This is a genomic window from Advenella incenata, assembly GCF_004217095.1.
Taxonomy (GTDB): domain Bacteria; phylum Pseudomonadota; class Gammaproteobacteria; order Burkholderiales; family Burkholderiaceae_B; genus Advenella; species Advenella incenata.
Genome location: NZ_SHKO01000003.1, coordinates 229,698 through 244,928 on the forward strand (window position 1 = coordinate 229,698; position 15,231 = coordinate 244,928).

At 54.6% G+C, this 15,231-nt stretch carries 14 protein-coding genes; 9 read left to right on the forward strand and 5 right to left on the reverse strand.

All coding sequences use genetic code 11. The features are described from left to right. The first annotated feature begins 203 nt into the window (after positions 1-203). From EV681_RS17255 to pcaF, 5 genes are all read left to right on the forward strand, one after another. On the forward strand, positions 204-1,382 hold the full coding sequence (locus EV681_RS17255; protein WP_128394894.1) for an acetyl-CoA C-acyltransferase: 1,179 nt from the start codon (positions 204-206) through the stop codon (positions 1,380-1,382). Then, the gene (locus EV681_RS17260) at positions 1,379-3,028 is read left to right on the forward strand and encodes a long-chain fatty acid--CoA ligase (RefSeq protein WP_130304725.1); all 1,650 of its coding nucleotides are present in this window, start codon (positions 1,379-1,381) and stop codon (positions 3,026-3,028) included. Before EV681_RS17255 ends, EV681_RS17260 begins: the two co-directional genes overlap by 4 nt. 86 nt (positions 3,029-3,114) lie before the next feature. Next, positions 3,115-3,795 carry a 3-oxoacid CoA-transferase subunit A gene (locus EV681_RS17265; protein WP_128394892.1) on the forward strand — a complete coding sequence of 227 codons (681 nt, stop codon included), beginning with the start codon at positions 3,115-3,117 and terminating at the stop codon, positions 3,793-3,795. A 12-nt stretch (positions 3,796-3,807) separates the two neighbouring features. Further along, positions 3,808-4,446 carry a 3-oxoacid CoA-transferase subunit B gene (locus EV681_RS17270; protein ID WP_128395116.1) on the forward strand — a complete coding sequence of 213 codons (639 nt, stop codon included), beginning with the start codon at positions 3,808-3,810 and terminating at the stop codon, positions 4,444-4,446. A 48-nt stretch (positions 4,447-4,494) separates the two neighbouring features. After that, positions 4,495-5,697, forward strand: coding sequence for a 3-oxoadipyl-CoA thiolase (gene pcaF, locus EV681_RS17275; RefSeq protein ID WP_128394891.1), 1,203 nt, complete (start codon positions 4,495-4,497; stop codon positions 5,695-5,697). A 126-nt stretch (positions 5,698-5,823) separates the two neighbouring features. On the opposite strand, the gene EV681_RS17280 is transcribed toward pcaF, so the two are convergent. The 4 genes from EV681_RS17280 to EV681_RS17295 all read right to left on the reverse strand — a co-directional run bounded on the left by EV681_RS17280 (position 5,824) and on the right by EV681_RS17295 (position 9,091). Beyond that, positions 5,824-6,558 (reverse strand): amino acid ABC transporter ATP-binding protein, encoded by a 735-nt coding sequence (locus EV681_RS17280; protein ID WP_128395115.1) that lies wholly within the window; start codon positions 6,556-6,558, stop codon positions 5,824-5,826. Between the two features lie 17 nt (positions 6,559-6,575). Next, positions 6,576-7,343 (reverse strand): amino acid ABC transporter permease, encoded by a 768-nt coding sequence (locus EV681_RS17285; protein WP_128395114.1) that lies wholly within the window; start codon positions 7,341-7,343, stop codon positions 6,576-6,578. 9 nt (positions 7,344-7,352) lie between these two features. Next, positions 7,353-8,117, reverse strand: a complete 765-nt coding sequence (locus EV681_RS17290; RefSeq protein ID WP_128394890.1) for an amino acid ABC transporter permease — start codon at positions 8,115-8,117, stop codon at positions 7,353-7,355. A gap of 83 nt (positions 8,118-8,200) precedes the next feature. Next, on the reverse strand, positions 8,201-9,091 hold the full coding sequence (locus tag EV681_RS17295; RefSeq protein WP_128394889.1) for an amino acid ABC transporter substrate-binding protein: 891 nt from the start codon (positions 9,089-9,091) through the stop codon (positions 8,201-8,203). 603 nt (positions 9,092-9,694) lie between these two features. Between EV681_RS17295 and EV681_RS17300 the strand changes: the two genes are divergently transcribed. Continuing rightward, positions 9,695-10,378 carry a phosphatidylserine decarboxylase gene (locus EV681_RS17300; protein WP_128394888.1) on the forward strand — a complete coding sequence of 228 codons (684 nt, stop codon included), beginning with the start codon at positions 9,695-9,697 and terminating at the stop codon, positions 10,376-10,378. Beyond that, the gene (gene pssA, locus EV681_RS17305; RefSeq protein WP_130304726.1) at positions 10,375-11,292 is read left to right on the forward strand and encodes a CDP-diacylglycerol--serine O-phosphatidyltransferase; all 918 of its coding nucleotides are present in this window, start codon (positions 10,375-10,377) and stop codon (positions 11,290-11,292) included. Before EV681_RS17300 ends, pssA begins: the two co-directional genes overlap by 4 nt. 29 nt (positions 11,293-11,321) lie before the next feature. On the opposite strand, the gene EV681_RS17310 is transcribed toward pssA, so the two are convergent. Further along, on the reverse strand, positions 11,322-11,933 hold the full coding sequence (locus EV681_RS17310) for a hypothetical protein (protein WP_128394886.1): 612 nt from the start codon (positions 11,931-11,933) through the stop codon (positions 11,322-11,324). A 520-nt stretch (positions 11,934-12,453) separates the two neighbouring features. On the opposite strand from EV681_RS17310, the gene rpsO reads away from it, so the two are divergent. Continuing rightward, complete coding sequence (gene rpsO / locus EV681_RS17315; RefSeq protein WP_014751468.1) at positions 12,454-12,723, forward strand: 30S ribosomal protein S15; 270 nt, start codon at positions 12,454-12,456, stop codon at positions 12,721-12,723. A 160-nt stretch (positions 12,724-12,883) separates the two neighbouring features. Beyond that, on the forward strand, positions 12,884-15,046 hold the full coding sequence (gene pnp, locus EV681_RS17320) for a polyribonucleotide nucleotidyltransferase (protein WP_128394885.1): 2,163 nt from the start codon (positions 12,884-12,886) through the stop codon (positions 15,044-15,046). The last annotated feature ends 185 nt before the right edge of the window (positions 15,047-15,231 follow it).

Sequence of the window (15,231 nt, forward strand, 5' to 3'; positions counted from 1 at the left end):
GCAGGCAGGCCATCGCCGGCCTCCCGTATCTACGGGCACGCGGCAGGCACTAAAGGGGTATGCCAGGAAACTGAGCATTTGGTGTCTGCCAGTGTCAGCAGGATTGAGTTTTTTCTGTTCCGATACAATTGAAGTTTGCGTTGGTTGGCCGTGATGTTGTCGCTATGCAGCCCAATGTCATGCGCCCGGCCTGGAGAAGAGACATGAGAGAAGCGGTAATTGTTTCAACCGCCCGTACCGGACTGGCAAAGTCCTGGAAGGGTGCATTCAATATGACCTATGGCGCAACGCTGGGTGCGCATTCAGTGTCGCACGCAGTCGCGCGTGCCGGTATCGATCCAGCTGAAGTGGAAGATGTCATTATTGGTTCAGCCTTGCCTGAAGGCACAACCGGTGGCAATATCGCCCGGGCTATTGCCTTGCGGGCCGGCCTGCCGGTTAGCGCAGGCGGGGTGACCGTCAACCGGTTTTGCTCATCGGGGCTGCAGGCCATTGCCATGGCGGCGCAGCGCATTATTGTCGACCAGGTTCCGGTGCTGGTGGCCGGTGGCGTTGAAAGTATTTCCTGCGTGCAAAATGATGCCAACACCCTCATGCGCCAGGACCCCTGGTTGCGTCAGCACAAACCAGAACTTTACTGGAGCATGCTGCAGACAGCGGAAACCGTGGCCAAGCGCTATGGTATTTCGCGTCAGGCACAGGACGAATATGGCGCGCGCAGCCAGCAGCGTGCTGCCAGGGCCCAGGCCGAAGGCCTGTTCAATGATGAAATCGTGCCTATGACAACGGTCATGAGCGTCTTTGACAAGGCAACTGGCGGCATTGCCCGCCGTGAAGTAACGATTGCTGCAGATGAAGGTATCCGTCCCGATACCACGCTTGAAGGCGTGTCTAAAATCCGCCCGGTGTTTCCCAAAGGTGTTATCTCGGCGGGCAATGCCAGCCAGTTTTCAGACGGATCATCGGCCTGCGTGCTGATGGATGCCGAAGTGGCGCGCCAGCGCGGTCTGAGCCCGATGGGCATTTTCCGCGGATTTGCCGTCGCAGGTTGTGAGCCCGATGAAATGGGCATCGGCCCGGTTTTTGCGGTGCCTCGTTTGCTCGAGCGCGCCGGCTTGAAGGTCGACGATATCGGCTTGTGGGAATTGAATGAAGCCTTCGCCTGCCAGGTGCTGTATTGCCGTGACAAACTGGGTATCCCGGACGATCGCCTCAATGTTAACGGGGGGGCGATTGCTGTGGGCCATCCGTATGGCGTGTCTGGCGCCCGCATGGTCGGCCACGCCCTGATCGAGGGCAAGCGCAGGGGGGTTAAATACGTGGTGGTTACGATGTGTATCGGTGGCGGCCAGGGCGCAGCAGGGCTGTTCGAAGTGGCATGAACCGTCCCGATTATTCCGCCGTCTGGCCGCGTGGGCGCAGCCACTCGCTAAGCGTACCGGAAACGGCGCTGCACGCCAATCTGGAGATATCGGCCCTGCGCTATCGGCACAAGCCGTGTCTGGTGTATTACGGCGCCAGCTACAGTTATGGCCAGGTGCTGGCGCAGGTGCAGGCCCTTGCAGGGTTCCTGCAGCACGATTGCGGCGTGCGCAAGGGCGACCGGGTGTTGCTGTATATGCAAAACAGTCCGCAATTCGTCCTTGCTTACTATGCCATTTTGCGGGCCGATGCAGTGGTGGTGCCAGTCAACCCGATGAACCGGGCTGACGAGTTGCAGCATTACATTCGTGATACCGGCGCCACTGTAATCATTTATGGACAAGAACTGCACGAGCAGGTTGCCGTGCTTGGCGCTGCGGCGCCGGCCAGCAAGCTGGTGGCGGCGTATCACGATTATCTGCCTGCGGCAGGATCGGATCAGAACGTACCGGATGTTGTAGCCGAGCCTGCGCAAGCCCTGGCCGGCGACGGCGTCGTGCTTTGGCGCGACGCACTGGCTAGTGGTCGCGTCCCGTTGCCCTCATCGGCCGTGCCGGCAGATATGGCTGTCATGCCGTATACGTCCGGCACCACTGGCCATCCCAAAGGCTGCATCCATACCCATCGTTCCACCATGTATAACACCGTGTCCGCAGCGGTATGGTACGACGGGGGAAACCAGGACGCGGTTTTTCTGGGCGTGTTGCCGTTTTTCCATGTCACCGGCATGGAAGGGGTCATGAACAGCGCCATTTATCTGGGTGCGACCATTGTCATTATGACGCGCTGGGATCGAGTGGTGGCGGCCCAATGCATCGAGCGCCATCGCGTCGGTCGGCTGGCGCTGATCGCCGCCATGGTGGTTGATCTGCTGGCCATGCCCGATCTTTCGACCTATGATCTGTCCAGTATTGCCCGGATCAGCGGGGGAGGGGCGGCCATGCCCGAAGCGGTGGCAGAAAAATTGCAACGCGAGTTTGGTCTGACCTACATCGAAGGCTACGGCATGTCCGAAGTCATGGCGCCGTCGCACATCAACCCGGAGCGGCATCCCAAAAGACAATGCCTGGGGATTCCGATTTTTGATGTGGATTCGCGTATTATTGATCCGGTCACTTTGCAGGAGGTGCCGCAAGGTGAGGTCGGTGAAATTGTCGTGCATGGGCCTCAGGTCATGCAGGGCTACTGGAACAATGAACAGGCTACGGCCGAGGTTTTCATTACCATTGACAACAAGCGTTTTTTGCGCACCGGAGATCTGGCGCGCATGGACGAAGATGGATACTACTTTATGGTGGACCGGCTCAAGCGCATGATCAATGCCTCGGGTTTCAAGGTCTGGCCAGCCGAAGTGGAGTCCATGATGTATGCCCATCCGGCGATTCTTGAAGCCTGCGTTGTTGGCGTGACTGACGAAAAACGCGGTGAGACCGTCAAGGCCTGGGTTGTGTTGCGCGACGGTAGTCGCGGCAGTGTCACAGAGCAGGACATCCTGGATTGGTGCCGCCAGAAAATGGCCTCGTACAAGGCGCCACGGATTGTCGTCTTCACCGACGCGCTACCCAAAACGTCCTCGGGAAAAGTCTTGTGGCGTGCGCTTGGGTAAATAGCACAAGCGAAATATGAAATAATGACTTGCACCAGTAATGGCACACATACAGATTCAGACAAAAGAGAATACAGGTATAACAGATGATCAATAAATTTATAGACGATATACAGGTTGCGGTTGCCGATGTCTTTGATGGCGCCACTGTGCTTATCGGTGGGTTTGGTGGCGCGGGCCACCCGACGGAGCTGATCCATGCCCTGATCGACCAGGGCGCAAAAGAGCTGACCGTCGTCAACAACAATGCGGGCAATCATGATACGGGGCTGGCAGCGCTGATCAAGGCAGGTCGCGTACGTAAAATGATCTGCTCATTTCCCAAGGCTTCGCATTCCTACGTCTTTAACGAGATGTACAAAGAAGGGAAAATAGAGCTCGAGTGTGTTCCGCAGGGCACGATCGCGGAACGACTGCACGCTGCCGGCGCCGGCATTGGCGGGTTCTATACGAGAACCAGCTATGGTACGGACCTGGCCAAGGGCAAGGAAACGCGCAATATCGATGGCGTTGACTATGTGTTCGAAAAGCCGATACACGGCGACTTTGCACTGGTTCTGGCCGAGAAGGGCGACCGCTGGGGAAATCTGATCTATCGCAAGGCTGCCCGCAACTTCGGGCCGGTCATGTGCATGGCGGCAAAAACCACCATCGTTCAGGTGAAGCAGAAAGTCGAACTGGGCCAGCTTGATCCGGAAACGATTATCACCCCAGGTATTTTTGTGAATCGGATTGTCGAAGTAGCCAATCCGGCCATCTCCAGTTAAGCAGGTCATATGATGAATAAATTGAACAGAAACCAAATGGCCGAACGCCTGGCCAAAGATATCGCCCCCGGCAGTTATGTCAATATCGGCATCGGCATGCCCGAGCTGGTCGCCAACTATCTGAAGCCAGAAGACGAGATTCTGCTGCACAGTGAAAACGGCATTTTGGGCATGGGCCCTGCCGCGACAGGAGACGACATTGACGGCGAACTGATCAATGCCGGCAAAAAGCCGGTCACATTGCTGACCGGCGGTGCATTCTTTCACCACGTGGATTCATTTGCCATTATGCGCGGCGGACATCTGGACTTGTGCATCATGGGCGGAATGCAGGTATCTGCCGACGGCGATCTGGCCAACTGGTCGCTGGGCCGTCCTGGCGAGCCACCGGCAGTAGGCGGGGCCATGGATCTGGCTGTGGGTGCCCGTAAAGTGTATATCCTGATGGAGCACAATGCCAAAGACGGCTCACCCAAGATTCTGGAAAAGTGCACGCTCCCGGTCACGGGTCTGGGCGTAGTCAGTCGTGTCTACACCGATATCGCCGTGCTGGAAGTCACGCCGGCAGGTATGACGGTGGTGGAAAAACTCGTCGATATCACCGATGAAGAACTGCAGTCGCTCACCGGGGCGAAACTGATTTTCGCCTGAGACTCCGATAGCCATTAAGATCAGAATGAAATAACACAGAGGAAATGTATGAATAACGCTTATATTTGTGATGCTGTCCGTACGCCGATCGGCCGCTATGGTGGCGGTCTGTCCACCGTGCGTACCGATGACCTGGCTGCACTGCCGATCAAGGCATTGATGGAACGCAATCCGAACGTAGACTGGAGCAAACTGGATGATGTGATCTATGGCTGCGCCAACCAGGCCGGCGAAGACAATCGTAACGTAGCCCGCATGGCGCTGCTGCTGGCGGGTATTGATGTACAGGTTCCGGGCGCGACATTGAATCGTCTTTGCGCATCCAGCCTGGATGCCGTGGGTACGGCTGCGCGCGCCATCAAATCGGGCGAAGTCGATCTGATGATCGCCGGCGGTGTAGAAAGTATGTCACGTGCGCCGTTTGTCATGGGCAAGGCCGAATCCGCTTATTCCCGGGCTGCCAAAATTGAAGATACCACGATCGGCTGGCGCTTTATCAACCCGAAAATGAAAGCAGCGTTTGGTGTGGATTCCATGCCAGAGACTGCTGAAAATGTCGCCGACGACTTCAAGATCTCCCGTGCCGATCAGGATGCATTTGCATTGCGCAGCCAGCAGCGCGCTGCAAAATCCATTGCCGATGGCGTGTTCAAGGAAGAGATTATTCCTGTGAGCGTCCCTCAGCGCAAGGGTGATCCCGTGGTTGTTGATACGGACGAGCACCCGCGTGCAACGACGCCGGAGGCGCTTGCCAAGCTCAAGGGCGTCGTGCGCCCCGATGGCAGCGTGACAGCGGGCAATGCGTCCGGTGTGAATGATGGCTCCTGCGCCGTGCTGCTGGCCTCTGATGAGGCCGTCAAGAAATATGGCCTTACGCCCAAGGCGCGCGTAGTGGGGATGGCCGTGGCCGGCGTCGCGCCACGCATCATGGGCGTGGGCCCCATTCCGGCCGTGCGCAAAGTGCTGGAAAAAACCGGCCTGACCATCGAACAGATGGATGTCGTTGAATTGAACGAAGCCTTTGCCGCACAGGCGCTGGCAGTGACACGTGATTTGGGTCTGCCTGATGATGCTGCGCATGTGAACCCGAATGGTGGTGCGATTGCCCTGGGTCACCCCCTGGGTGCGTCAGGTGCACGTCTGATAACGACTGCCATGTATCAATTGCAGCGTACCGGCGGCAGGTACGCCTTGTGCACCATGTGTATTGGTGTCGGCCAGGGCGCTGCCGTCATCATTGAACGCGTGTAATACGTGTTCGGCTCGTGCGTAGGCGGACGGCGTGAGAACGCCGGCATTGCTGAACGCATGTAGCGGTAAATAAAAAAGGCTGGGCAATCTAGGTTGCCCAGCCTTTTTTAATGGAAAAACTGCGGTTTAATGCCCCAGGATTTTCGACAGGAAATGCTTGGCCCGGTCTGAGCGCGCTTCCTGGTTGCCGAAGAACTCTTCCTTGTCGCAATCTTCAACAATCAGGCCTGCGTCCATGAAAACCACGCGGTCAGCCACTTTGCGGGCAAAGCCCATTTCGTGGGTAACTACCATCATGGTCATGCCTTCTTTGGCCAGATCCACCATGACATCGAGCACTTCGTTGACCATTTCAGGGTCAAGTGCCGATGTGGGTTCATCAAACAGCATGGCCATGGGGTCCATGGCCAGCGCGCGCGCAATGGCCACACGCTGTTGCTGCCCGCCGGAGAGCTGGCCTGGGTACTTGTCCTTGTGCTCAATGAGCCCGACACGGTCAAGCAGCTTGCGGCCGCGCTCCATGGCCTCGTCCTTGGAGCGATCCAGAACCTTGATCTGAGCCAGTGCCAGGTTTTCCATGACGGAAAGGTGCGGGAACAGTTCGAAGTGCTGAAACACCATGCCGATTTTGGAGCGCAGTTTAGGCAGGTCCGTCTTTGGGCTGCCTACCGAGACACCGTTGAAGAAAATCTCGCCTTTCTGGAAGGGTTCCAGGCCGTTGGCGGTTTTGATCAGTGTGGATTTGCCTGAGCCCGACGGACCGCAAACCACCACAACTTCACCTTTGTTGATTTCGGTTGTGCAATCGGTCAGAACCTGGAATTTTCCATACCATTTACTAACGTTTTTAAATTCAATCATAGCCATGGAGAAATACCTTATCGAATAATCGTCAAACGCCGATCGATCACTTTGACCAGACGAGAGCAAACTAAAGAGATGACAAAATAGATAGCCGCTGCGAATATGTACAGCTCAACTGGGCGACCGGTAATGTCGGCGTTGATGCGGGCCATACCCAGCAGGTCATTCAGTGACAGTACGGTCACCAGAGACGTATCCTGGAAAAGAACAATCATTTGCGTGAAAATCACAGGCAGCATATTGCGGAAAGCCTGCGGCAGCACGATCAGTCGCATTACCTGAAAATAACGCAGTCCGAGCGCATAGCCTGCACCCACCTGTCCGCGGGGAATCGACTGAATGCCGGCGCGCATGATTTCGCAGAAATAAGCGGCTTCAAATAGCGCGAAGGTAATCAGTGCGCAGGTAAACCCGTTCAGCGGCCGCGAGACCAGCCTGGCCGATTCGTTACCGTCTATATAGGTTGCCCACATGAAATCGATCCAACCCAGGATATACGGCACCAGGAAAAAGAACCAGAACAGGATCAGGATCAGTGGCAGCGAACGCATTATGTTGACGTAGGAGCCGGCGAACCAGCGGAAAATCTTGATGGACGACAGGCGCATCAACGCCAGCACAGTGCCCCAGATTAGCGCCAGAACGGTGGAATAAAGCGTCAGCTTCAGCGTAAAAATCAGGCCTTGCTTTAGCAATGCGGGCGCTGCCTGCTGAATAACGCCCCAGTCAAAGGCGGCAATGCTGACCGATGACGCAGAGAGAAGTAAATCTTGAAAATTCATCATGTGCTCCTACCCTTTTCCTGAAATAAAGCCAGGAACACTGAAGAAACGTTCAACGGCTGACATGATTACCAGAATCAATAAGTTGATGATGACATACAAAGCGGTTGCCGCCAGGTATGAAGGGAACGTCTGGAATGTGGATTCCTGCATGGACGCGGCAGCGCCGGTAATCTCCAGTAGGCCGATAGTATAGGCGACCGAAGAGTTTTTCAGCAGGTTCAGCATTTCAGAGGTCAGTGGCGGCGTAATAATGCGCATGGCCATGGGCAGCAGCACATATTTGTACATCTGATAACGCTTCAGGCCAAGCGCAGTTGCGGCCATGGACTGTCCGCGTGGCAAAGAGCGAATGCCCGATGATAATTGAATGGCTATCCGTGATGAGGTAAACAGGCCCAGACACAATACCGCCGGCCAGAAGACCGAGTATGGGTACTGCATGCTGATGATTGCCTTGCCCATGGATTCGGGCAGTACTTGTGGGACGACGTAATACCAAAGGAACAGTTGCACCAGCAGCGGGATATTTCTGAACAGCTCGACATAGCCCGAGCAAATTCTGGACACCAGCCGGTTCTGGCTGGTCAGCCCGACACCTACCGCGACACCCATGACAAATGCGAGCACCCACGCGATTGCAGACAACTGCAGTGTCCATCCGACAGCAGAGATGAATGCCTCCAGATAGCTATTGCCGCTGGGAGACATCTGGCAAAACAGGGACGCGTTATCGATATTGGCCGGGTCACAAAATAATGTGGAGATTGACATAATTTGAAACGCTATTTATAGAAAACAAAAAACGGCACAAAACCCGCTTCCGCTGTGTTTTGTGCCGTCGGACAGAGACCGGTTTATTGGTAAGTGGCCGGGTCTGGAGAATCTGTAGGATTAGCAAGCGCTTTTTTCAGGGCTTCTGACATAGGCAGATTCATATTGATATTTTTCGGAGGAATGGGGCTTTCAAACCATTTTTTGTAGAGCTTTTCGATTTCGCCGCTTTTGATCATGGCGATCACTGCGTCGTCCACTGCTTTCTTGAACTCGGGATCATCTTTGGGTTCGATCATCGCGTAAGGCTCGATTGTGAGTGCCTTGTCGCTGACGACCCATTTGTCAGGATCTTCTGAGTTGGCAACCAGGCTGGCCAGCAACACGTCATCCATGAAGAATGCTTTGGCACGACCGGCCTGAACTGTCAGGAAGGCGCCTGCATGGTCTTTCGAAGGAATAATGTTCATGCCCAGGTTTTCCTTGGCATTGGTAGCGGCGAGCCATTTGATGTTGCTGGTGCCGGCAGTGGATGTCACTGTCTGGCCTTTGAAGCCGGCGACATCCTTGATATTGTCAGCCTTGGCCGAGACGAAGCGGGTAGCGGTCACAAATGTGGTCGGCGCAAAACTAACCTGTTTCTGGCGTTCCGCATTATTGGTTGCCGAGCCGCAAGCCAGGTCGATCGTACCGTTCATGATCAGGGGAATCCGGCTGGCCGAGGTCACAGGCACCTGTTTGACAGTGAGTTCTGTGCCCAGCTGTTTTTCCAGCGCTTTGACGATGCCGTCGCAAATTTCCTTGGAGTATCCAACTGGCTTACCACCGTCCAGGTAGGAAAAGGGTATAGAGGAGTCACGATGACCCAGAGAAATTGTTTTTGTACTTTTGATTTTGTCCAGACGGCCTTCGGCGTGGGCAGACAAACCAATTGAAGAAATAAGTGCAGCAAGCACGAGACTTGATAACTTCATGGAAAACTCCTTTATAACGGTGTTGCTAGTATGAACGAAATGCTCATGCTTAGGGTTCAGGTTTTACCCTAATTTTTGACGAACTGTCTTTTGGACTAAAACTGCAACTGTATTTTTAATAGATTTTAACGTATTTTAAAACATAATATACATATCGATACATATTGCATTATGGTGGCGTTGCAATGCACCAAAGCGATTTTGCCGATGTGCAAAACCGGTGCGGTTTACCGGCTGGCGCAAGTATGGGGTGGGTGAAAATATCATTTTGCGGATGCGAAACAATACTCCTGCAGAAAGGGAAACTATCACATTTGTGTTGCGCTTGCACACTGATGGGAGGTAGCGCTGGTACCCCTGTGATGGCGAAGCGGCAAAGGTTGCGCTGTCTTAAGGGCAAGCTGAGAGTGGGGGCTTATTGCACCTGGCTGATTGGGCGTGTCTGATAAAACAGCGCTCCTAGATAAAGCAGCGTACATTATCGCGCCGACCAGCGTGAAAACGCTGGGTGTAATACAAAAATTACACATTTGGTGTATCGCCATTCTCTGATGCAGGTGTTTGCGACTAAAATGATGTTTTAATCAGCCGGTTTCCAATTGCATGTATAAACCCTCCTACCCGCATCCTGTTCTGGCCCGAGAGGGCTGGCCCTTTATCGCCGGCTCCCTTATTCTGGCGCTGTTGGTGTCATGGTGGTCTATTGCTGCAGGGCTGATCTTCTGGCTGCTGGCCATTTTTGTGATTCAGTTTTTTCGTGATCCGCAACGCCAGGCGCCTGATGGCGAGCGCGTGGTGCTCTCACCGGCCGACGGCCGGATTGTGTCGGTAGACAAAACCACCGACCCGTACACCCAGCAGCAGGCCCTGAAAATCAGCGTTTTCATGAATGTCTTCAATGTGCATTCCAATCGCTTTCCGGTCAGCGGACGGGTAACCCAGGTTCAGTATTATCCTGGCTCGTTTGTCAATGCTGCGCTGGACAAGGCATCGGTCGAAAACGAAAGGAACGCGGTGCATATTGCGCTCGATTCAGGCGAGCAGGTCACTGTTGTGCAGGTTGCCGGCCTGGTGGCCCGCCGCATTCTATGCTACGTCAAGCCTGGTGATAGCCGAAAGGCCGGAGAGCGTTATGGATTCATCCGTTTCGGTTCCCGTGTCGACGTGTACTTGCCACCCGCTTCCCGCCCCAGGGTAGCCATTGGCGACAAAGTGTCGGCCACTTCTACTGCACTGGCTGATCTGCCCGAACCCGGTGCATCGGTCAATCAAAGCGATACCTTATGAACGAAAATCTGCCACGTCCGCGCAGCGCTATTTATTTGCTGCCCAACGCATTTACGACGGCCAATCTGTTCGCCGGCTTTTATGCCGTGGTGCAAGCCATGAGCGGGAACTTCGAGGTGGCAGCCATCGCTATTTTTGTCGCGATGGTGCTGGACGCGATGGATGGTCGCGTGGCGCGGCTGACCAATACTCAGTCGGCTTTCGGCGAGCAATATGATTCCATGTCCGATATGGTCTCTTTTGGTATTGCGCCGGCGCTGGTTATGTATGAGTACCAATTGCAGGCGCTGGGACGCTGGGGCTGGATCGCTGCCTTTATATATGTGGCTGGTGCGGCGTTGCGTCTGGCTCGCTTCAATACCAATATCGGCGTGGTCGATAGCCGGTTCTTCCAGGGGTTGCCCAGCCCCGCTGCGGCGGCGCTGGTGGCCGGTTTTGTCTGGCTTTCGGTCGATAATCGTATTCCAGACTATGAATCGCTGGCTTGGCTGGCCTTTGTGCTGACGGTATACGCAGGCATCAGCATGATTTCAAATGCGCCGTTTTTCAGCGGCAAGTCTCTGGCGCTGGAGAAAAAGCTGTCGCCGCAAAACGTCATGCTGGTGCTGGTACTTGTTTTTGCCTTCGTCTCGTCCGATCCCCCCATCGTGCTTTTCCTGCTGTTTATTGTGTATGGGCTGTCCGGTTGGATCGTGTGGTATTGGCGTTGGCGTCGTGCGCAGCAGTTGCACGACAGTCGCCGCGAGAGCAGGGAGGCAGAAGCGGCAGAGGTTGCTGGATCCAAGCCCGAGGGCGCCTCGACGTCGCATAAGGTGGATCAGGCTGGCCAGCCGCCATCGCCATCGCGCAGTGAGCCGCATATTGTCGACTCACAGGACCAGGACAAACCCAAAGACTGGTTTAAAAAAGACTGACCAGGAACGCGCCGGAACCCGGCGTGTTCTTAAAAGCCCATGATTTCAAATTCATAATCGTAGGCGGGATCCGGGCCGGGATGGTGATGCGTTACCTGCTGGCCGTCACGACCCAGATATACATACATCAATGAGTTCCAGGCATTGGCCTGCTTGTAACGGTATTCCCAGACCACTTCATTTTTTTCTCCCAGCCCCACGCGGGTCACTCTGGCGGGCGGGCCGAACTCGCAAGTGACGTCCTGTGGCGTCCATACCCCCTTGTCCAGCTTGCGAAAATTCTCATCGGTCAGAATGGATTCCACCCGATCGGCAATACCTGCGCTATTGAAGCGCGTGCCGTAAGCATATTGACCGCTCGGTTGCCGGGTCCAGATGGCCCGGGTGCCGCCGTCGGCAGTAGGGCAGGTGAAATTGGGCGATCCCATGGTTTCCAGGACGACAGATTTGGGCGAATTGGGCGGCACATCCCGGTAGGAGGCGCAAGCGCCCAGCGTCGCGCAAATGCCGATCAGACCCACGGTGCGCAGCATTTTACGCGGCGCGGCCGGCTGCGGTAAAAATGCACTTTTGCGCCGGTGCTGCTGGCCAGTGTTGGGAAAAAAGCCCGGAAGTTGGGAAAAACAACGGAAATTAGGCATATTTGAACCTGTATGGCTAAGGTTTGCGTGCGTTTTCGGGCTGAATCAGATATAATTGTCGGTCTTGACTGAAGCCAAAAGCAGCCCTGCATGGTGTCTGGCGTGTCCATTGTAGCGTGTAAATTCGCAACGGGACAGACCAGAATGAGCATGTGGGGCACGCAGCCGTCTATCACGGGAAAATAGCGTATGTCGTATTTTCCGGAAGCAGATGGTCACCACGGCGCAATCATCGTGCATAAAAACCAATGGTTTGTTTGACAGTTGTTCTTTGGCTGTCAGGTCGCTGGGGTTGTTGCCTGTCATTTGCTTTGCTTGTCGCAACGTTCTGACGCGGTAGTGACCAGGGCCTGCGTCGAAAGCAAATGCAATCGCGAAAGTCGGTGTCAGCAGATATATCCCTCGGTTATTTCTGTTTTATGCCATGGTGGGTCGGTCGGGAAATTATCCGATATTTTATTTTTAATACTTCACGGTAAAACGCCTCGGTTTTACCGCCAGTTCATGAGGCTTATTCAATATGTCAGTTGCTGATATCAAAAAATCCGAAATTGTTGCTCAATACGGTCGCGCTCAGGGCGATACAGGTTCTCCCGAAGTGCAGGTTGCTTTGCTGACCGCCCGTATCAACGAATTAACCGGTCATTTCAAAGAACACATGAAAGACCACCACTCACGTCGTGGTTTGTTGCGCATGGTTAGCCGTCGCCGTAAACTGCTCGACTACCTGAAAGGTCGTAACCCTGACGCTTACCGCTCACTCATCGAAAAACTCGGTCTGCGTAAGTGATATTGGGTTTGCGCCCAACACAAAACCGTGCAGAGCGCCAGGCTGGCGCCTGGCACGGTTTTTTTTATTGTGCCGGGAAGGGGTTTGGACGCGTACACAGAATCGTGGTGTGCGGTTGAAAACGGACAGATCTCTCTGGCTTTATTGTAAGGATTGAAAAATGTTTAACAAAGTGACCAAGTCGTTTCAGTATGGCGATCAGACTGTTGTACTGGAAACCGGCGAAATCGCCCGTCAGTCTTCAGGCGCCGTTGTGGTTTCAATGGGTGATACCGTTGTGCTGGCCACCGTCGTTGCAGCAAAAAACGCCAAGCCCGGACAGGATTTTTTCCCACTTACTGTCGATTATGTTGAAAAAACCTATTCTGCCGGCCGTATTCCCGGTGGTTTTTTCAAGCGCGAAGGCAAGCCTTCCGAAAAAGAAACACTGACTTGCCGGCTTATTGACCGCCCATTGCGTCCGCTGTTTCCCGAGGGCTTCTATAACGAAGTTCAGATCATTGTTCACGTATTGTCGGTAGATCCTCAAGTCGATCCCGATATTGCTGCTCTGATCGCCAGTTCAGCTGCGCTGGCCGTGTCCGGCATTCCTTTTGATGGTCCGATTGGCGCCGCTCGTGTTGGTTACATCAACGGACAGTATCTGCTCAATCCTACGCAGGATCAGTTGCAAGACTCCGACTTGAATCTGGTTGTTGCCGGTACCGAAAACGCCGTGCTGATGGTTGAATCCGAGGCCAAACAGTTGTCCGAAGAAGTGATGCTGGGCGGCGTGGTGTTTGGTCATGAGCAAATGCAAGCTGCCATCAATGCCATTCATGATCTGGTGGCCGAAGCCGGCAAACCTGAGTGGGACTGGCAGCCAGAAGCCAAAAACGAAGCGCTGATCGCTGCGGTGACTGCCGCTGCCGAATCGGGCTTGAAAAGCGCCTATGAAATCCGCGAAAAACAGGAACGGACAACCAAACTGCGTGAAGTGACTGCTGCAGTCAAGCAAACGCTGGCTGAACAGGCCGCGCAAGCAGGCCAGGATGCGCCTGATAGCGTGGCCATCGAAAATATTATTTTCGATCTGGAATCCAAAATTGTGCGTGGCCAGATCCTGGCTGGTGAACCCCGCATTGACGGTCGTGACACCCGTACGGTACGTCCTATCTCTATCCGTCTGGGCGTGCTGCCGCGTGCTCATGGCAGTGCACTGTTCACTCGTGGTGAAACGCAGGCGCTGGTTATCGCTACGCTGGGCACCAAGCAGGATGAGCAGATCATTGACTCGGTGATGGGTGAATACCGTGACCGTTTCATGCTTCACTACAATATGCCTCCGTTTGCAACGGGCGAGACGGGTCGTTTCGGCGCACCAAAACGCCGTGAAATCGGCCATGGTCGCCTTGCCAAGCGTGCGCTGATTTCAACGCTGCCTGCTCACGAAGATTTCCAGTACACGATTCGTGTTGTGTCTGAAATTACAGAATCCAACGGTTCTTCATCCATGGCTTCTGTTTGCGGTGGCTCACTGGCCATGATGGACGCTGGCGTACCTGTGAAGGATCACGTTGCCGGTGTCGCCATGGGCCTGATCAAGGACGGCGGCAAATTCGCCGTACTGACCGATATTCTGGGCGACGAGGATCACCTGGGCGATATGGATTTCAAAGTGGCCGGCACCAAAAACGGTATCACTGCTTTGCAAATGGATATCAAGATCCAGGGCATCACCAAGGAAATCATGCAGGTCGCACTGGCTCAGGCCCGCGATGGCCGTATGCATATCCTGGGTAAAATGACTGAAGCGCTGACCGGCTCTCGTGAAGAGCTGTCTACCTTTGCGCCACGCATGTTGTCCATGAAAATCAATCCGGAAAAAATCCGTGATGTGATCGGCAAGGGCGGCGCCACAATCCGTGCGCTGACAGAAGAGACTGGTTGCCATATCGATATCAGCGACGAAGGGGTGGTTACCATCTCCAGCGCCGACCTGGACAAAGCCAAGGAAGCAGAGCGTCGTATCGCCGAACTGACTGCGGTGGTTGAAGTAGGTCAGGTCTACGAGGGCACCGTGCTGCGTCTGCTGGACTTTGGCGGTATCGTGCAGATTCTGCCTGGTCGTGATGGGCTGTTGCATATTTCCGAAATCGCCAACTACCGCATCGCCAACATCAATGATGTGCTCACGGTAGGGCAGAAAGTCAAGGTCAAGGTTATTGAAGCCGATGATCGTGGTCGTCTGCGCCTGTCAGCCAAGGCATTGGGCGGTCTGGAAGGTGCACAGGAAAATGCGCCGGCCGAAGGCGGCGAGCCGACTGAAAAACCGGCAGAGTAAGCCATACCAGCAAAGCGTATTGTTTCGTCAGAAGCAATACGCTGGTACGGCAGGTCGCTGCGGTGCAGGCACTCGATGCTTCGCTGCCAGCGTATCTGCCAGGCAATAAAAAACACCCGATCAGAAATGACCGGGTGTTTTTTTATTCTGGCTCAGGCTAACCGATAGTGGCAGGCGCCCCAATC